The 17784-nt window shown below is 60.3% G+C and carries 14 protein-coding genes and 1 tRNA gene; 5 read left to right on the forward strand and 10 right to left on the reverse strand.

Annotated elements, in window-relative coordinates; genetic code table 11:
• Positions 1–20: 20 nt before the first annotated feature.
• Genes holA through leuS form a run of 3 tightly spaced genes read right to left on the reverse strand, consistent with a single transcriptional unit; the run spans position 21 to position 4163 of the window.
• Positions 21–1043 carry a DNA polymerase III subunit delta gene (gene holA, locus IE127_RS09380; RefSeq protein WP_189425419.1) on the reverse strand — a complete coding sequence of 341 codons (1023 nt, stop codon included), beginning with the start codon at positions 1041–1043 and terminating at the stop codon, positions 21–23.
• Positions 1040–1567: an LPS assembly lipoprotein LptE gene (gene lptE, locus IE127_RS09385; protein ID WP_189425420.1), complete on the reverse strand. Its 528-nt coding sequence runs from the start codon at positions 1565–1567 to the stop codon at positions 1040–1042. The genes holA and lptE overlap by 4 nt, the downstream gene beginning before the upstream one ends.
• A complete protein-coding gene (gene leuS / locus IE127_RS09390) occupies positions 1554–4163 on the reverse strand; it encodes a leucine--tRNA ligase (RefSeq protein WP_189425421.1) in 2610 nt (869 codons plus the stop codon). Before leuS ends, lptE begins: the two co-directional genes overlap by 14 nt.
• Before the next feature lie 129 nt (positions 4164–4292).
• Here leuS and IE127_RS09395 point away from each other — a divergent pair, with 129 nt between their 5' ends.
• The 3 genes from IE127_RS09395 (at position 4293) to IE127_RS09405 (ending at position 6389) form a co-directional block, all read left to right on the forward strand.
• A complete protein-coding gene (locus IE127_RS09395) occupies positions 4293–4970 on the forward strand; it encodes a YggS family pyridoxal phosphate-dependent enzyme (RefSeq protein WP_189425422.1) in 678 nt (225 codons plus the stop codon).
• A 127-nt stretch (positions 4971–5097) separates the two neighbouring features.
• Positions 5098–5781, forward strand: a complete 684-nt coding sequence (locus tag IE127_RS09400) for a response regulator transcription factor (protein ID WP_189425423.1) — start codon at positions 5098–5100, stop codon at positions 5779–5781.
• A 143-nt stretch (positions 5782–5924) separates the two neighbouring features.
• Positions 5925–6389, forward strand: a complete 465-nt coding sequence (locus tag IE127_RS09405) for a Crp/Fnr family transcriptional regulator (RefSeq protein WP_194599195.1) — start codon at positions 5925–5927, stop codon at positions 6387–6389.
• A gap of 6 nt (positions 6390–6395) precedes the next feature.
• On the opposite strand, the gene IE127_RS09410 is transcribed toward IE127_RS09405, so the two are convergent.
• Positions 6396–7208: an exodeoxyribonuclease III gene (locus IE127_RS09410; RefSeq protein WP_189425425.1), complete on the reverse strand. Its 813-nt coding sequence runs from the start codon at positions 7206–7208 to the stop codon at positions 6396–6398.
• 76 nt (positions 7209–7284) lie between these two features.
• Complete coding sequence (locus tag IE127_RS09415; protein WP_189425426.1) at positions 7285–7920, reverse strand: LolA family protein; 636 nt, start codon at positions 7918–7920, stop codon at positions 7285–7287.
• 118 nt (positions 7921–8038) lie between these two features.
• On the opposite strand from IE127_RS09415, the gene IE127_RS09420 reads away from it, so the two are divergent.
• Positions 8039–9646, forward strand: coding sequence for an alpha-glucosidase family protein (locus tag IE127_RS09420; RefSeq protein WP_189425427.1), 1608 nt, complete (start codon positions 8039–8041; stop codon positions 9644–9646).
• Here the strand turns inward: IE127_RS09420 and IE127_RS09425 are convergent.
• The 4 genes from IE127_RS09425 to IE127_RS09440 all read right to left on the reverse strand — a co-directional run bounded on the left by IE127_RS09425 (position 9640) and on the right by IE127_RS09440 (position 16122).
• The gene (locus IE127_RS09425; RefSeq protein ID WP_189425428.1) at positions 9640–12399 is read right to left on the reverse strand and encodes a DNA translocase FtsK; all 2760 of its coding nucleotides are present in this window, start codon (positions 12397–12399) and stop codon (positions 9640–9642) included. The genes IE127_RS09420 and IE127_RS09425 overlap by 7 nt on opposite strands.
• Positions 12400–12552: 153 nt before the next feature.
• Positions 12553–13938, reverse strand: coding sequence for an ammonium transporter (locus IE127_RS09430; protein ID WP_189425429.1), 1386 nt, complete (start codon positions 13936–13938; stop codon positions 12553–12555).
• Between the two features lie 488 nt (positions 13939–14426).
• Positions 14427–15758, reverse strand: a complete 1332-nt coding sequence (gene amtB, locus IE127_RS09435) for an ammonium transporter AmtB (RefSeq protein WP_189425430.1) — start codon at positions 15756–15758, stop codon at positions 14427–14429.
• Between the two features lie 25 nt (positions 15759–15783).
• The gene (locus IE127_RS09440; protein WP_189425431.1) at positions 15784–16122 is read right to left on the reverse strand and encodes a P-II family nitrogen regulator; all 339 of its coding nucleotides are present in this window, start codon (positions 16120–16122) and stop codon (positions 15784–15786) included.
• Positions 16123–16421: 299 nt separating this feature from the next.
• On the opposite strand from IE127_RS09440, the gene IE127_RS09445 reads away from it, so the two are divergent.
• Positions 16422–17639, forward strand: a complete 1218-nt coding sequence (locus IE127_RS09445) for an FAD-dependent monooxygenase (protein WP_244640081.1) — start codon at positions 16422–16424, stop codon at positions 17637–17639.
• A gap of 51 nt (positions 17640–17690) precedes the next feature.
• Here IE127_RS09445 and IE127_RS09450 read toward each other — a convergent pair.
• A tRNA-Thr gene (locus IE127_RS09450) sits at positions 17691–17766 on the reverse strand.
• Positions 17767–17784 lie beyond the last annotated feature (18 nt).

Below are 17784 nucleotides of genomic sequence, written 5' to 3' on the forward strand. Positions count from 1 at the left end.
TCACGTGAAACGGTGCTTCGTTAGTTTGTCGCGGCTGTCATGCACAGCGACAATAGCGTACGTCGCACAAGGGTTTCTGCCAGCAGTGGCTTCCGCCGGCTGTCCTCTGTGGCTTTCAGGAGCCTGTTGCAGGCACTAGAGAGACTTGGTTCGTCCCAAAGACGGATCTGCTGTTCAAGCGAAGATGTGCGTGAGAAGTGTGGCCGCGGGCGCGCTGACTGCAGTATTTCGCGCGCAGGGCGGCCGGTTTCGTACGCTGCGCGCCACCGCCGAAGCGTAGAAAAATGACTCATAGCCTGAATCAAAAGGCGCTGTGGATCTGTCGCAGCAGACAGGGCGCGGTTTATCCCGCGCTCCACCTGCTCCGAGTGGCCGGTCCCCGTAGCGTCGAGGAGAGCGTCTATTGCCAGCATGGCGTTGTCGCCACTCAGAAGCAGGACATCTGCTTCCGTGAGCGACCGGCTTTCACCTGCATAGAGGACAAGTTTTTCGAGTTCACGCCGTGTTACCTCGCGGTCATTGCCGAGTGAATCCCGAAGTGTCGGAATGACCTCCGGCTCGAAGGCAATGCCCTCAGCGGTCAGTGTTTCTCGTATAAGGGTTGCGAGCGTTTCGGCGGTATCCGGAAAACATGGCAACGCTCGACCCTGACGCGCGCCTTCAACAAGAGCGCGCAGCGCATCACGCGGCGGCAGGTTTCCGGCTTCGACAACAACAACCGCGCCAGACGGGTCCTGGCATAGCTCCGAGAGGGCCGTGGTGATCGATTTCGTCGCGCTACGAATGCGAACGACACGGTGCCCGCCAAATAGTGACGGCGTGCGCGCCTCGACGAGTATTCGCCCAGGGTCGGCGTCGATGTCAGAAGGATCGAGCGTTATCGGTCCATCGCCATCCGAGCCATCTTCAGAAAATCGGCGGACCAGCTTTTGCGCATATTCGCGCACCAAACCCGCATCAGATCCGTAAACCAGAAATACGCCTTCCTGAAGATCAGGACGTTGGACGTATTTCGAAACTTCATGCGCCTTGAGGGCTGTCATAGACCTGTGGCGCTGCCCGCCAGCAAGGCCAACCGCAGGGCCTCAGCCAGTTCACGCGCTGCCCGTTCTTCGGCATCAATTCGCCCCTCTTGAGACGCCAATGCCTGATCGTTACCGGTAAAGTCAGCAGAGGCGACCCGCGTGATCTGCTTCGCAATCGTGCCATCCCCCGTCTCGATGGTCATTGTTCCTTCGAGTGTCACACGGTAGGGGACATTCGGGTTCACGGAATCAGACAGTGTTGCTCCGGCGATCTCAGAGGTAATCGTGACCCGCGCCAATGGCGCGCCCTCTGCGTCGGTTCCCATGCGCAGCGCCAGTTGTTGATAGACAATCTGCTCCAGCCGGGTGTTTGGCTCAGCAAACTGGAGGTTTAGGACGTCCGTGCGCTCCGCAGCGCCGTAGATCGGCGACATGGTGCACGCAGCAAGGCCCGGTCCCAGCAGTGCGAGGAAAACGAGTGACGCAGCAAAATTCTTTCCGCCGCGTCTCGAAAAGCCCAACCAGCTGCTAAATGACCACATTGACGATCCGATCCGGTACCACGATGACCTTGCGAGGTGCTTTGCCATCGAGCATACGGACCACCGGATCAAGGGACAAGACAAGCTGTTCAATCTCGCTCGATGGCGTGCCCTTGGCGACCTCGATTTCCCCACGACGTTTGCCGTTGACCTGCACAGGCAACGTTACACTGTCATCGACCAGCAGGGCCGGGTCCGCTTGCGGCCAGGCCGCATCGGCAACCAGCCCCTCGCCACCGATCGCCTCCCAGCATGTTTCCGCGAGGTGTGGCATCATCGGGCCGAGGAGCTGAACAAGCCAGCCAATACCCTGTTCCAGCGCTGACCGGCGGGCAGCGGGGGCTGCACTGACCAATCCGACATAGCGCACGAAGACATTGCTCGCTTCATAGATCTGCGCCACTGCACGATTGAACCGGAGCCCCTCGATATCGTCGGCGATCCCCGCCACAGCGCGGTGAATGGCTTTGCGCGCGGCTAGAGCTTCCTCATCATCGTCAACGGCCGAGACCGAGCGGGTTTGTTCCAGAATGGCAATTGACTCGCTTACCAAACGCCATATGCGCTGCTGAAAACGACTGGCACCTTCCACCCCTGCAGCCGTCCATTGAACGTCGCGCTCGGGGGGCGAGTCTGACAGCATGAACCAACGCGCAGTGTCGGCGCCATAGGTCGCAACAATCTCGTCAGGGTCGACCACATTGCGCTTCGATTTGCTCATCTTCTCGATCGAGCCGATGGTCACCGGCGCGTCGGTCTCAAGGTGGCGTGCTGAGCGCTCCTCGCCAGTGGTCTCAACCACCACATCAGCCGGAGACACCCAGGCGCCCTTGGAATCCCGATAGGTTTCGTGGGTCACCATCCCTTGGGTGAACATGCCTTTGAATGGTTCATCGAGGTTGAGATGTCCGGTGGCTTTCATCGCCCGCGTAAAGAAGCGTGAGTACAGCAGGTGAAGGATCGCGTGCTCGATACCACCGATATACTGGTCCACCGGAAGCCAGGCATTGGCTTGCTCCGGCACCGTCGGAGTTTCTGCGTGTGGCGAGGTGAACCGCGCGAAATACCACGATGAATCAACGAACGTGTCCATCGTATCAGTTTCACGGCGCGCCGCCGCACCGCATTTCGGGCAGGTGACGTTCTTCCAAGTGGGGTGATGGTCGAGCGCGTTGCCCGGCTTGTCGAAAGTGGCGTCCTCAGGCAGGCGCACCGGCAGATCGCTTTTTGGAACAGGGACAGTACCGCAGGCATCACAATGGATAATCGGGATCGGCGCACCCCAAAAGCGCTGACGCGAAATGCCCCAATCGCGCAGGCGATACTGCGTTTCGGCGCGGCCCCATCCTTCTTTTTCGAACAGCGCCAGCGTATCGGCCATGGCCTCGGCACAGGTCATCTCGGCATCCGCGGGGCCAAACCACTGCACATACCGAACTTTTTGCGTCTTTGGAGGCACGAAGGCGACATCGTCTACAGGCGTGTCGCTGTCGATTGGCTTGAACACGTCGATCACCGGCAAGTCGTACTTGCGCGCGAAATCCAGATCGCGCTGGTCGTGCGCCGGACAGCCGATGATGGCGCCGGTGCCGTAATCCATCAGCACAAAATTGGCGATGTATAGAGGCAGCTCCCAACTCGGGTCGGCCGGGTGTACCGCCTTGATGCCGGTGTCGAACCCGAGCTTTTCTCCGGTATCGAGTGCCTCCTGCGAGGTGCCGGCCTGGTGGCACTTGGCAATGAAAGCCGCGACTTCCGCGCTGTTTTCTGCCAAGGCTCTCGCCAGCGGGTGATCGGCCGCAACAGCAGCAAAGCTCGGACCGCGCATCGTGTCGGGACGGGTGGTGTACACCGGCAGATCGGCGAACCCCTCCGGAGCGCCTTTCAATGCAAATGAGAATGAGAGACCCTCGGATTTTCCGATCCAGTTGCGCTGCATCACGCGCACCTTCTCAGGCCACTCATTGAGGCCGTCGAGCCCGTTGAGCAGATCCTCGGCGAAATCGGAGATCTTGAAGAACCACTGTGTCAGTTCGCGCTGCTCGACGATCGCGCCGGAGCGCCAGCCACGCCCGTCGATCACCTGTTCATTGGCGAGCACCGTCATGTCGACGGGGTCCCAATTAACCTTTGACTGCTTGCGCGTCACAAGGCCTGCCTCGAGCATATCGAGGAACAGCGCCTGCTGGTGTTGGTAGTATTCCGGTTCGCAGGTCGCGAATTCCCGGCTCCAGTCGAGCGAGAGGCCCATCGACTTGAGCTGGACCTTCATTGCCTCGATATTCTGCCGCGTCCATACTCCGGGATTGAGCCCTCGCTCAATCGCCGCATTTTCTGCGGGAAGTCCAAAGGCGTCCCAGCCCATCGGGTGCAGCACGTTCTTGCCGCGGGCGCGGTGATAGCGGGCCACCACATCGCCCATCGCATAATTGCGCACGTGCCCCATATGAATGCGCCCCGATGGGTAGGGGAACATCTCGAGGACGTAATAGCGCTCACGCGGATCGTCTTCGCTGACTTCAAAGGTCTTCTGGTCGGACCAGACCTTTTGCCAGCGTGGTTCCATTTCGCGCGGATTATAGCGTTCGCCGCTCACTGATCGGTCCTCGACTGTCGGCTGAGGTGGCAGCGCCGAAAGCTGCCATTCCTTGCGCGTGTGGGAGAATTTGGGTACCGGACCATCTACAGAAATCCAGCTAGCGGTCAACAGTCACGGGGTGAATGCATGCCAAACACCAATGCCGCCGAACGCCTCGAGATCATCAGAAACAGGATCGAACGCGCGCGCAAGCGCTTCGGGCCGCCCGCTGACACTGTGACCCTCGTGGCGGTGTCGAAGACATTTTCAGCCGAAGAGATCGAACCGTTTCTTGAAGAGGGCCAAAAGGTGTTTGGCGAGAACCGTGTGCAGGAAGCCAAGTCAAAATGGCCCGGATTACGGGAACGCTATGGCGGCATAGAATTGCATCTCATCGGCCCGTTGCAATCAAACAAAGCGCGCGAGGCGGTGGAGTTGTTCGATGTCATCCAGTCGGTAGATCGCGACAAGATCGCCAAAGCGCTGCGCAGCGAAATGGACCGCGCGGGGGTCGAACGCCGGTGCTTCGTACAGGTTAATATCGGCGGGGAAGACCAGAAGGCAGGCGTGCCGGTCAACGAGGCCATTTCCTTCGTCGAGCGCTGTCGGACTGAATACAAGCTCGAAGTCGTTGGGCTGATGTGCATTCCCCCTGAAGATCAGCCAGCGGGGCCGTATTTCGCACATCTTGCGGAACTGGCCCGCGAGGCAGGGCTCGCGCAGCTCTCGATGGGGATGAGCGGCGATTATGAGACGGCTATCGGCATGGGGGCCACCCATGTCCGTATTGGTTCGGCGCTTTTTGGAACACGGCCAAAGCCATAGCGAAAATCGCTCGTGCAACTTTCACGAACCCGTCACCGTTTCTGCAGATAACCGAGACGCCGGGTGTACCTTACTTCTGTACCGCTGCGCTGCGCGCGTCATCACAGCTTTCGGTTCGGAGCAAACCATGAACAAAAGACGCATTCTGCTGGTCGATGACGACGGTGAACTGCGCCAGAATCTGGTCGAGCAGCTTGAGGCTCACCGCGAGTTCGATATTGAGGAAGCAGAAACCGCGAATGGAGCGCTTGAGGCGGTCCGAGCGTCGAATTTCGATCTGATGATCCTTGATGTCGGCCTGCCGGACATGGATGGGCGAGAAACAGTCAAGATCCTGCGCAGCGAGGGTTTTCGCAGCCCGATCTTGATGTTGACCGGCCATGACAGCGATGCAGATCAGATCCTGGGTCTGGAATCGGGCGCAAACGATTATCTCAGTAAGCCTTTTCGGTTTCCTGTTCTCTTGGCTCGCCTACGCGCCGCGTTGCGTCAACATGACCAGAGCGAAGATGTCGTGTTCACGATTGGACCGTACAGCTTTCAGCCAGCGGCCAAGACACTTGAATCCACAGATGGTGCAAAGGTTCGGCTGACCGATAAGGAGACGTCGATCCTCAAATTCCTTTATCGGCAGGGCCCGAAAACGATAACCCGCGACGTGCTGTTGAAGGAAGTATGGGGCTATAATAATCGCGTTACGACGCATACGCTTGAAACGCATATTTATCGGCTGCGTCAGAAAATTGAGCGCGATCCGTCTCACGCGCGTCTGCTGGTGACTGAGGAAGGCGGCTATCGCCTTGTTCCCTGAGTTCGACAGCGCTCTGTGACTTGTCCCAAGCCAATCAGGCCATTACTGGCTGAACGCGTTGAGTGAAGTTAACTTTTTGCCCTATATGATAGGCGCAAGGGCCGGTTCGGGCGAAGGTTCGCTTGAGGCAGCGCAAATGGGGCATGATGCGACTCGAGGAAGCGGCCGCGCTACTCTCGCGAGCCGAGTTTTTTGATATCTGCGACGCAGAGCAGCGCCGCTTGCTGGCATTCTCCAGCGAGCGGCGGCAATTTGCTGCTGACGAAGTCGTGTTCAAGTCAGACAGCATTCCCGGCGGGGCCTATCTGCTGATCTCCGGTACGCTCAAGGCGCAGCCGGATGGCGGTGCAGCCGGCAAGCCCTATACGATCTCCGAAGCCGGCAGCATCCTTGCGCCCATGGCGTTATTTCTTGCGCGGCCTCGCCACATTACTGTGACCGCGGTCATAGAGACAGACACCTTGTTCGTCCCTCGTGATGCTTTTCGAAAGCTTCTGACGCAGTCACCAGACCTGGCAGAACGTGCCGCAGAGGTGCTGCGCGCCAATATTGGCAGCTTCGTTGAAGCCCTGGAACCAGCACGGCGCCGCATGCACGAACAGCGCTGAGCCTGTTCAGGGTATGTCGAAATGGACCACTACCGGTACGTGGTCCGACGGCTTGGCCGACCACCCCCGTACCTCCTTGAGCACCTGTGCACGCGTTGATTGTGCAGCGACATCGGCGGTGGACCACATATGGTCCAGCCGCCGGCCGCGGTTGGAGGCAGCCCAGTCGCGATTACGATAGCTCCACCAGGAATAGAGTCGCTCCGGATGTGGAATGTGCTTGCGCACGAGGTCCGTCCAGCCGTGCCCACCGTCAAGAAGAGCATTGAGCGCCTCAATCTCGACCGGGGTATGGCTGACCACCTTGAGCAATTGCATGTGGCTCCACACATCGCTTTCGTGCGGCGCAATGTTGAAATCACCGGCAATGATCTGCCCGCGTGCAAATAGCGGGTCGGTGAACCAGGTCTTGAGCTCCTCGAGGAAATCCAGCTTGTGCTTGAACTTGGGATTGATGAGGGGATCCGGCTCATCGCCGCCTGCCGGAATATAAAAATTATGTAGGGTCAGCGGGCCCTGGCCATGGTCGAGTTGCGCAGAGATGTGGCGCGAATCGGCGATTTCGCAAAATACCCGGCTCGAGATATCGGTCAAAGGGAAGCGCGAGATGATTGCCACGCCATGATAGCCCTTTTGGCCATGAACCGCCTGATGCGGATATCCGGCTTCAATGAATGCCTGGCGTGGAAACTGGTCATTGGTGCACTTGATTTCCTGAAGCATCAGCACGTCCGGAGCGTACTGGGACAGAAAATCGCGCACCAGGTCCAGCCTCAGCCGAACCGAGTTGATATTCCAGGTAGCGATGGATACGGGCATGAAAAAGGACGCGTTGGTGAAAACGCGCCCCTTATTACCGAGGCAGGGCCCTGGGTAAACCCAGAGCAAGGCTTGATCAGCGCTGTGCCGGATCGATAGCCGTGTAAGTGGCGTCGATATAAAAGAACGAGCGCGGAATATCGACGTTCTTTTCGACGTCATAGAGCGAGAAGGTCAGTTCCGAACCGTTAGGCTCAACAAGACTCCACTGCTTGAGATCGAGACTGTCGGTGCCGAAAGTCAGCGATACCTGTACGGTGCCGGCAACGGTTTCGTCGGCAATCGTGATGGTCATGTATCCATCAGAGGTCGTGACATCGAGGATATTCGCCTGGAACAGGTCGATCCGGTCGCCGAGGAACTGGCGCAGCGGAATTGAGTCCTGAGGGTAGGCGTAATACGTTTTGTCGGCCCGATTGAGGACGTAAAACCCACGGCCAACCGAGACGATCTCCTCGCGGCTCGGCGGATTGTACCGGAAACGCACTTTGTCCGGCCGCTCCAGAAAGAACGTGCCTTCGGTGCGTCCCCCGCCCGAATCAATTTGCAGGAAGCGTCCGGCCATGCTGCGGATCTGGGTATTGTGTTCGCCTATGGCGCGGATCAGTTGCTCCTCTTCAGGAGTAAGCGCGCGATCAAGTGCGATAGCCGGCATGGCGGCGACGGCCAACAATCCCGAAAAAGCCAGGACCAAAGCATCACGGCGGTTCATTAGCAGACCTTGCAGTTTTGGTGTTCCATTCTCAGCCTAACTGCAAAACAATTGCGGCAACAGCGCGGAGGTTGCATTCACTGCACATTCATCGCTGCGTGAACGCTAGGAGCACACGATGAACGAGGCCGATTGGTGGCGCGGCGGGGTGATTTACGAGATCTATCCACGCTCGTTCGCTGACAGCGATGGTGACGGGATCGGCGATCTCAAAGGGATCACGCAGCGTCTGCAGCACGTTGCAGACCTCGGGGTCGATGCCATCTGGATCACACCCTTTTTCAAATCGCCAATGGCGGATTTCGGCTATGACGTGGCCGATTATCGTGCGGTTGATCCGCTTTTCGGTTCTCTCAAGGATTTCGATGATCTGGTCGACAAGGCGCACCGGCTTGGCCTGAAAGTTCTGATCGACCATGTGATCAGCCACACCTCGGACCAGCATGAGTGGTTCGTTGAAAGCCGCTCGTCCCGCGAAAATGACAAAGCCGACTGGTATGTATGGGCCGATCGCAAGGCGGATGGCACCGCGCCCAATAACTGGCTATCCGTATTCGGCGGGCCTGCGTGGCAATGGGACACGCGACGTCGCCAGTATTACCTTCACAACTTCCTCGTCAGCCAACCCGATCTCAATATCCATCACCCGCAGGTGCAGGACGCAATTCTCAATGAGATGCGGTTCTGGCTGCAGCGCGGGGTAGATGGGTTTCGTCTCGATGCATTGAACTTTTCGATGCATGACAGGCAGTTGCGCGACAATCCGCCGGCCGAGCACCCCGAGCTTTCCGAACATGCGCTCTCCAATCCATACGCCTACCAGGTGCATCTTTACGACAAGAGCCAGCCCGAGCTGTTGCCAATGCTGTCGCGCATCCGCTCGCTGCTTGATGAATTCGGTGCGACCGCAAGTCTTGCGGAAGTCGGCGACGACAGGCAGCGCTCGCTGGAGCTGATGGCGCAGTATTCGGGCCCTGAGGGCGGCATTCACATGTGTTACGGGTTTGATTTCCTCTCGGATGTCTTCACGCCCCGTCATGTCGCGGAAACCCTCGAGCGGTACCACAGCCAGTCGGCACAGAGTTGGCCGTGCTGGGCTTTCTCGAACCATGACTGCATGCGGCACGCCAGCCGCTTCACGAAACCGGGCACGCAGCCTTCGCAAATCGCACGTCTGGCGGCGGCGGTGCTGCTCAGCCTGCGCGGCTCTGTTTGTCTCTACCAGGGTGAGGAGCTTGGCCTGAGCGAGGCTGACATCGCGTTCGAGGATCTGCAGGATCCGGCGGGCAAGACGTTCTGGCCAGACTACAAAGGACGCGATGGCTGCCGCACCCCGATGCCGTGGCAGGCGGGCGCGGTGCATGCGGGCTTCTCATCCGGCACGCCATGGCTGCCGATGCCGAAGGCGCACGAGGGCTTCGCTGTGTCAGAACAGACAGGCGACCCCAGCTCGACGCTTGAGTTTTACCGGCAGGTCCTGTCCGTGCGTCGTCGACATACCGCGTTGCGATCAGGCGAATTGGTCTGCAGGCAGGTCGATGATCAGGTGCTGGTGCTGGAGCGGAAAAGCCAGGACGAGACGGTGCTTGTAGCGTTCAATTTCTCGGCTAATCCGGTCAGTCCGGATCTGGGCAAAGGGCGGGTGATCCTCACCTCCAGCGAAAAACGGCTCGATCAGATCGAGCCGTTCGGGTTTCGCTGGGTTGTCGTCGAAGGCGATCAGTAGCCGTCGGCGTTGTCGCCCACCAGGATTTCGCGCTTGCCGGCGTGGTTTGCCGGTGAGATCACGCCTTCCTGCTCCATCCGCTCGATCAGCGTTGCGGCCTTGTTGTAGCCAACCGCCAATCGCCGCTGGATATAGGAGGTCGAGGCTTTCTTGTCGTTAAGAACGATATTCACCGCCTTGTCATACAACTCGTCACCGGAGCTGGCGGGCCCGTCGCTGAGGCTGCCGCCGGCGTCTTCCGGCTCTTCCGTTACGGATTCGAGGTAGTCCGGCACGCCCTGCGACTTGAGGTGCGTAACGATCGATTCCACCTCGCCGTCCGCCACGAACGGGCCGTGGAGACGTTTGATGCGGCCGCCACCTGCCATATAGAGCATGTCGCCATTGCCCAAGAGCTGCTCGGCGCCCTGCTCGCCGAGAATGGTACGCGAGTCGATCTTCGAGGTGACCATGAAGGAAATGCGGGTCGGGAAGTTCGCCTTGATGGTGCCGGTGATGACGTCGACCGACGGACGCTGGGTTGCGGTAATCATGTGAATGCCGGCGGCGCGGGCCATCTGCGCCAGGCGCTGGATGGCGCCTTCGATTTCCTTGCCGGCGACCATCATCAGGTCGGCCATTTCATCGACGATGACAACGATATAGGGCAACGGTTCGAGATCGAATTCCTCGGACTCAAAGATCGCCTCGCCGGTTTCACGGTCGAAGCCGGTCTGGACGGTGCGCGAGAGCACTTCGCCCTTTTCCTTGGCCTCGTTGACGCGCTGGTTGAAGCCATCGATGTTGCGAACACCGATCTTCGACATCTTGCGGTAGCGGTCTTCCATCTCCCGGACCGCCCATTTTAGCGCCACCACCGCCTTCGATGGGTCGGTGACGACAGGCGTCAACAGGTGCGGAATGCCGTCATAGATCGACAATTCGAGCATTTTCGGGTCGATCATGATCAGGCGGCACTGTTCAGGTGTCATCTGATAGAGCAGCGACAGGATCATGGTGTTGATGCCGACCGACTTGCCCGAGCCGGTGGTGCCGGCGATCAGCAAGTGCGGCATGCGTGCCAGGTCGGCGATCACCGGTTCTCCACCGATGGTCTTGCCGAGGCAGATCGGCAGCTTGCCCTTCATCTTCTCGAAGTCGGACGAGCCGAGCATTTCGCGCAGATAAACGGTCTCGCGCTGCTTGTTCGGCAACTCGATACCGATGGCGTTGCGACCTGGAACGACGGCAACGCGCGCTGAGTGCGCCGACATCGAGCGGGCAATGTCGTCAGCCAGCGAAATCACGCGGCTCGACTTGATGCCAGGTGCCGGCTCGAGTTCGAACAGGGTGACGACCGGGCCGGGGCGGACATTGATGATGTCGCCCTTGACGCCGAAATCCTCGAGTACGCCTTCGAGCTTGCGCGCCATCTCCTCGAGCCGTTCAGGACGGTGTTCGTCGGAAACGCCGGAGTGACGGGGCGCGGCCAAGAGATCAAGTTCGGGCAGTTCAAAGCCGCTGTTATTGTCGCTGAAAGCGAGCGAGCCCTGGGCCTCGCGAACCTGACGGGCACCGGGAGCCGGGCGGGGCGCTGGTGCCGCAACGCGGGCCGAGAGGAACCGAGAGTCGCCGCGGCGCGGGCCGGTTGGCGCAGACGCGGAAGCCGCAGCCTGGGGCGCCATTGGCGGTTCGGCATGATCGATGAAGTCCTCGTCATCCTGGTCGGGCGGGTACAGGTCTTCCGGCTCGATATCGCGATAGGTTTCCTGTTCGCGATAAGCTTGCTCGCGGGCGCCAGTCATCGGCTCTGCATCGTCGTCGACTTCGTCCCAGGGCGCGGGCTCTGGAGCGGCGGCCGGCGCAGCGGCAACACGACGTGGCGCCGCGGCAAGCTGGTCCGGTTGTTGATGCGCGAAGCCAGGTTCGAGACTGGGTTCCATTTCATGGTCGGCTGGCGCCTTGCGATCGCTGGAGCGATAGCGGTCGCGGGCCCGCCGGAACGCAGTGCGCACCGAATAGCCCATATGCACGGCGGCGCCGATGGCGATGTCGAGAATCGGATTGGTTTCCGGTTCGTCGCTCTCTTCGAGCGCCTGTGCTCCGGCTTCGCGATGCTTGTCGAGCGCGCCCGGAGCGGTCGGAACCGTCTGACCCAGCGCGAGTGCCTTCCAAAAGAGCGCCAATGCGGGCGCCGCAACGATGATCGCAAACAAGGTGGAGGTGATACTTTGATAGTCCGGCCCGGCAATCATCGCCAGCAATGTCGAGAACCCGGAGCCGACGAGCCCGCCAAGCCCGGTGGGCAGCGGCCAGGTCTGCGGCATTGGCACGAACGCCAGGACGCCCGCGGCGAGCAGCGTCGCCAGGATCCACGACCCAAGGCGCAGGACCATATGCGGGACCTGATAGCGCCGAATCATCGCCCAGCCCCACAGCGCCGGCGGCAGCAACATCACGAGACTGGCGAGCCCAAGGACCTGGAAGAAAAGATCGGCGATGACTGCGCCCGGAAAGCCAAGCCAGTTCGCCGGGTTCTTGTCCGTGGCGTAGGACAGGCTTGGATCATCGACCGACCAGGAGGCCAACGCGACAAGGCTGATGGCGACGAAGCCCAGCAGGATCGTGCCGACGAGCCGCAGCGGGATGCGGATCGATATGATCGGTGGCGCTGGTTGCGCTGCCGATCCCTTCGCCTCTTTCGTGGTTTTTCGGGCACGTGGATGCGCCGAACGAACTTCATCGATGGTCGGGGCAGGAGGATGTGCTGGCATCTGGGTACGCAATAACTGTTGCCGGGTAGGCTGATGAGCCCATGGTGAAGCGATCCTAGCCAGATGTGGTTAATCGCCGCCTAATCGCCCGGAAACGAGAAAGAGCCCGCCCGAGTGGGCGAGCCCTTTCAGCGTGTCACCTAATCGCCCCAGCTAGTTGTAGGCCCGCTCGCCATGGGTTGCGAGGTCGAGCCCGTCAGTCTCCTCGCTCTCGCCGACCCGCAGTCCCGAGAAGATCAACTTGACGATGAACAGCGCTACCAACGTCACCACTGCCGACCAGACGATTGCAATCGCAACTGCCGAAATCTGGATGACCGCCTGTCCCCACATCGCATAACCCTCGAGCGGGTAGCCGCCAAAGGCCGGGTTCGCGACAAAGGCTGTGCCTATGGCGCCGACAATACCGCCTATGCCATGAATGCCGAACACATCGAGGCTGTCGTCATAACGCAGCATCGGCTTGAGCGTGACCACCGCCCACAGGCAGATGAGGCCGGCAATGGCCCCGAGCACGATGGCGCCCACTGTGCCGGAAAACCCGGCAGCTGGCGTGATGGCGACAAGCCCGGCCACTGCGCCGGAGACCGCACCAAGCGCGGAGGCGTGGCCGCGAGAGAGTTTTTCGCCGATCATCCATGCGAGCGCGGCAGCAGCGGGCGCCGTGATGGTGTTGAGGAAAGCCTGCGCCGTCAGCCCGTTCGCCTCGAGATTCGAGCCCGCATTGAAGCCGAACCAGCCAACCCAAAGAAGGCAGGCCCCGATAAAGGTGAAGGTCAGGTTGTGCGGGGCCAAAGGCTCCTTCAGATAGCCGCGACGCGGGCCGAGGACGATTGCTGCGATCAGGGCCGCGACACCGGAGTTGATGTGAACAACCGTGCCGCCGGCGAAATCATAGGCGCCGAGATTGAACAGCAGACCGGGGCCGGACCACACCATGTGCGCGATCGGTAGATACGAGAAGGTGAACCAGATGGCGAGGAAGGTCATCAGCGCGCCGAATATAATCCGTTCGGCCACGGCACCGACAATCAGCGTGCCGGTGATCGCCGCGAATGTCAGCTGGAAGCAGACAAACACCAGTTCCGGTAACTCGAAGCCTGCCGAGAAGGTGGCAGCTCTACTGTCAGGGGTGACGCCCGACAGGAAAAGCTTCGAGAAATCCCCGATGAACGAGGATAGCCCACCCTCTGAGGGCCCTGCGAACGCAAGGGAATATCCATAGGCGACCCAAAGCAGAGACAGCATGGCGAAGCCGGCGAAAACCTGAGTGAGGATCGAAAGAATATTCTTGGAGCGGACAAGTCCACCATAAAACAGGGCAAGGCCGGGAATGGTCATCAGAACAACAAGGAGCGTGCTGACCAGCATCCAGGCTGTGTCCCCCTTGTCGATCACAGGAGCGGCCTGCTCGACAATCTGAGCAGCCCCCTGGGCTATGTCCGGTGTGGCCTGTGCGGCTTCCTGGGCGAAAGCGGCCACGGGAGCGGCCAATATCAGGAAGGGGGTGAGGCCGGCATAAAGTCTGCGCGCTAACATGTTCTTGTGGTCTCCAGGGCGACGGTGCACCGGCACTGTGGCGGCAGGAGAGCGCACGAGACCTTTCGGCGCCAGTTTGGGCCGAGGGTCGCGGTTGACGGTGCCTCCTCCACGCCGTTCGGGCGCCGGTTCTCGGGGGCAACCATTTCAAGCCGCGTGCCACTCCCATGCTTTCTGGAAGTGATTGCAGTTTCAAAAGCTTAGTTGATGAGCAGTTGCGTATGGCTCATTCGTCGCCACGTTGCTGCCCACGTAATAGGCATTGTGCGCAGCCCGTGAGCAGCATATGCGCATGAAATGCGCTGAGTTGGGCTTGCAAGAGAACCGCGCTCGAGCGGCGGCTTCGGGAGCGGTCCAGCTTGCAAGGGGTGTGCAGCCCATGCGGTTTGCGAGTGGGAAGCCTCTGTGGCGGGCCAAGAGGGCACAGGCTGCACGCCGCTTGCAAGAGCGGCGGCCCGGCATACGCCGGACCGCCCGTCGCGGGAGGATCAGTTGAATTCGGGGTAGGCTTCGACGCCCACTTCCGAGCGGTCGAGACCGAGTGCTTCTTCTTCTTCGCTGACCCGCATGCCGATGGTCACCTTGATGATGAACCAGACGATGGCGGAGACCACGAGGGTGAAGATGCCGTAGGAGATGACGCCGATGAACTGGGTCACATAGTTGGTGCCCGAGTTCGACAGCGGCACGATCAGCGTGCCCCAGATGCCGCAGACCAGGTGGACCGGGATGGCGCCCACGACGTCGTCGATCTTGAAGCGATCGAGCAGCGGCACTGTGAACACGACGATCAGGCCACCAATGCCGCCAACCAGAAGCGCGATCGGCATGGATGGTGCCAGTGGCTCGGCAGTGATCGAGACGAGACCGGCAAGGGCGCCGTTGATCACCATGGTGACGTCGATCTTCTTGTAGATCAGCTGGGTGGCGATCACCGCAACGACGGCACCTGCAGCAGCTGCCATGTTGGTGTTGGCGAAGATGCGCGATACGTCGCCAGCATCGGCAATAGTGCCCATGGCCAGCTGGGATGCGCCGTTAAAGCCGAACCAGCCGAGCCAGAGGATGAACATGCCAAGCGTTGCCAGCGGGATGGACGAGCCGGGCATCGCCATGACCGTGCCATCGGCACCGTACTTGCCGTGACGTGCACCAAGGATCAGAGCACCGGCGAGCGCTGCCCAGCCACCGACCGAGTGAACGAGCGTCGAACCGGCGAAGTCGGAAAAGCCCATTTCAGCCAGCCAGCCGCCGCCCCACTGCCAGGAACCGGCAATCGGGTAGATGAAACCGGTCAGGATGACGGTGAATGCCAGGAACGGCCAGAACTTGATGCGCTCGGCAAGCGTGCCTGAAACGATCGACGCAGTGGTCGCACAGAACACCATCTGGAAGAACCAGTCGGATGCCACCGAATAGCCGGCTTCACCGGTATCGGCGCCAGGAGCGGGGAAGTTGTAGGGGCCGAACGAGCCGATAAAGCCGCCGTCGACGCCGGAATACATCAGCGAATAGCCGGTGAACCAGAACATGATGCCGGCGACAGAGTAGAGCGCAATGTTCTTGAGGCACTGCATGGAGACGTTCTTGGTGCGGACGAGGCCAGCTTCGAGCATGGCGAAGCCCGCAGCCATCCACATCACCAGAAAGCCGCCGATCAGGAACAGCAAGGTATTGAAGATCAGGGCCCATTCCGGCGTGGCAACAACTTCCTCCGTCGCCTCCACAACCGGTTCAGCATCCTGGCCGAAGGCCGGAAGCGCCAGAGCCAGCGACGCCAGGGCCGCGGTGCCGAGAAGTTTCAGGGTTTGCGGTTTCATTTATGTTTTCTCCCTAACGTATCGCTTACAGCGCTGCCGCGCCGGACTCGCCGGTGCGGATGCGGGTCACGGCGAGAAGATCGAGGATGAAGATCTTGCCGTCGCCGATGCGGCCGGTCTGGGCGCTTTCGCGGATCGATGCGGCAACTGCATCGGCCTGGGCGCTGTCGACTGCGATCTCGACCTTGAGCTTTGGCAGGAAATGCACCGCGTACTCCGTGCCGCGGTAGATTTCCGAGTGCCCCTTCTGGCGACCGTATCCTTTGACTTCGGTGACGGTCATTCCGTGGACGTCGAGAGAATTCAGCGCTTGGCGAACTTCTTCGAGCCTCGACGGTTTAATGATGGCAACCACAAGTTTCATGGATGCTCCTTTCCTGGATGTCGCGAGCCTTGCGATGCCGAAAGAGACTCAAGCGCCGTGCCAAACTGCTGCCGCAATCTGCAACCCTATGAAAAATAAGAGCTTTGAGCTTTGCGCTGGTATGGCCGCAGAACTGCATTGCATCAATTCTGATCATTTGCCGAGCAATTCATCAGATAACATGCGTCAATGCACAAAAATTGGGCAGCGTGCACGGGGCGCTTGATGTTGACCGGAGGCGGCCGTTGGCGCAGGGGATTGGTATCGCAATGACCGACAAACGCGGCGGGAGTAAACGAATGGCTGATACCAAAGTGGATGTGGCAATCCTCGGGGGTGGTCCGGCTGGGCTCACCATGGCCCTGGCGCTATCCCGATACGGTCGTGGTCTTCGGGTTGCGATCGTTGAGCGGCGCGATATGACCATTCCGAAGGATAGCCGAGCTACAGCGATCGCGGCGGGGGTGCGGCGGGTTTTCGACGCGCTCGATATCTGGCAGCCAATGGCCGAACGGGCGCAGCCGATCACCGCGATGCGCATCACGGATTCCGCCGGCGAAGACATCGCCCGGCCGCTGTTTCTGAGTTTCTCCGGAGACGTTGCGCCCGGTGAGGCTTTCGCGCACATGGTGCCAAACGCGGCAATGGCGGAGGCACTTCTGGCGGCGGTTGATCCGTCCATTACTTTACTGGCGCCGGCGCAGGTGCACAGCTTTGATGGCAAAGGCGGTCGCGCCCGGCTGGGGCTCGCAGATGGCAGTTCGCTCGAAGCCAGTCTCGTCATCGCCGCAGATGGCGCGCAATCCTCACTCCGGGATATGGCCGGCATCGGCGTTTTTCGTCATGACTATGGACAATCAGGAATCGTCACCACCATCGCCCACGCACTGGACCATGAGGGCGTTGCTTATGAGCATTTCCGTCCGTCTGGGCCGTTTGCCAGCCTGCCATTGCCGGGCAAGCGATCTTCGCTGGTCTGGACGGAACGCTCGGAGAACGTCGGGGAGATTCTCGGCGCTTCTGCCGAACAGCAGGCCGAACGTATTGAAGCCGTGATGGGATCGACCCTTGGCGCCGTTCGCGTCGAGGAGACGGTGATGAGTTTTCCGCTTCGGCTGCAATTGGCGCACAGTTTCATCGGGCCGCGCCTGGCGCTGATTGGCGATGCCGCGCATGTCGTCCACCCGATTGCCGGGCAGGGCCTCAATCTGGGACTTAAGGATGTGGCAGCCCTTGCCGAAGTGATCATCGATGCGGCGCGCCTGGGGCTCGACATCGGAACCGAACAGGTGCTTGAGCGCTACCAGCGCTGGCGCCGGTTCGATACAGCCACTATGGCGATGGTCACCGATGGCATGAACCGGTTGTTCTCCAATGATGTGGGGGCAATCCGGGCTTTAAGGGATCTTGGTCTCGGTCTTGTCGATCGAACGGAGCCGATCAAGGACGCCATGATCCGCGCGGCCGCCAGCGTGAGCCCGAACGGTCCGAAGCTGCTCAACGGGGCGGGGCTCTAACGCTGTATCGATGCGCTGGGCCCGTTGCCGACTGGACATATTGGAAGGAAGTGGTGCCGCTTGCGTGACTCGAACACGCGACCCCATCATTACGAATGATGTGCTCTACCAACTGAGCTAAAGCGGCATGCCGGGCGGACCGGCG

This window comes from Devosia pacifica (assembly GCF_014652635.1).
GTDB lineage: Bacteria > Pseudomonadota > Alphaproteobacteria > Rhizobiales > Devosiaceae > Devosia > Devosia pacifica.

Bases quoted from the DNA above. Each gene is read 5' to 3' on its own strand.
- holA (WP_189425419.1), bottom strand. From the start codon at position 1,043: ATGACAGCCCTCAAGGCGCATGAAGTTTCGAAATACGTCCAACGTCCT.
- lptE (WP_189425420.1), bottom strand. From the start codon at position 1,567: ATGTGGTCATTTAGCAGCTGGTTGGGCTTTTCGAGACGCGGCGGAAAG.
- IE127_RS09395 (WP_189425422.1), top strand. From the start codon at position 4,293: ATGCCAAACACCAATGCCGCCGAACGCCTCGAGATCATCAGAAACAGG.
- IE127_RS09400 (WP_189425423.1), top strand. From the start codon at position 5,098: ATGAACAAAAGACGCATTCTGCTGGTCGATGACGACGGTGAACTGCGC.
- IE127_RS09405 (WP_194599195.1), top strand. From the start codon at position 5,925: ATGATGCGACTCGAGGAAGCGGCCGCGCTACTCTCGCGAGCCGAGTTT.
- IE127_RS09410 (WP_189425425.1), bottom strand. From the start codon at position 7,208: ATGCCCGTATCCATCGCTACCTGGAATATCAACTCGGTTCGGCTGAGG.
- IE127_RS09415 (WP_189425426.1), bottom strand. From the start codon at position 7,920: ATGAACCGCCGTGATGCTTTGGTCCTGGCTTTTTCGGGATTGTTGGCC.
- IE127_RS09420 (WP_189425427.1), top strand. From the start codon at position 8,039: ATGAACGAGGCCGATTGGTGGCGCGGCGGGGTGATTTACGAGATCTAT.
- IE127_RS09425 (WP_189425428.1), bottom strand. From the start codon at position 12,399: ATGCCAGCACATCCTCCTGCCCCGACCATCGATGAAGTTCGTTCGGCG.
- IE127_RS09430 (WP_189425429.1), bottom strand. From the start codon at position 13,938: ATGTTAGCGCGCAGACTTTATGCCGGCCTCACCCCCTTCCTGATATTG.
- amtB (WP_189425430.1), bottom strand. From the start codon at position 15,758: ATGAAACCGCAAACCCTGAAACTTCTCGGCACCGCGGCCCTGGCGTCG.
- IE127_RS09440 (WP_189425431.1), bottom strand. From the start codon at position 16,122: ATGAAACTTGTGGTTGCCATCATTAAACCGTCGAGGCTCGAAGAAGTT.
- IE127_RS09445 (WP_244640081.1), top strand. From the start codon at position 16,422: ATGGCTGATACCAAAGTGGATGTGGCAATCCTCGGGGGTGGTCCGGCT.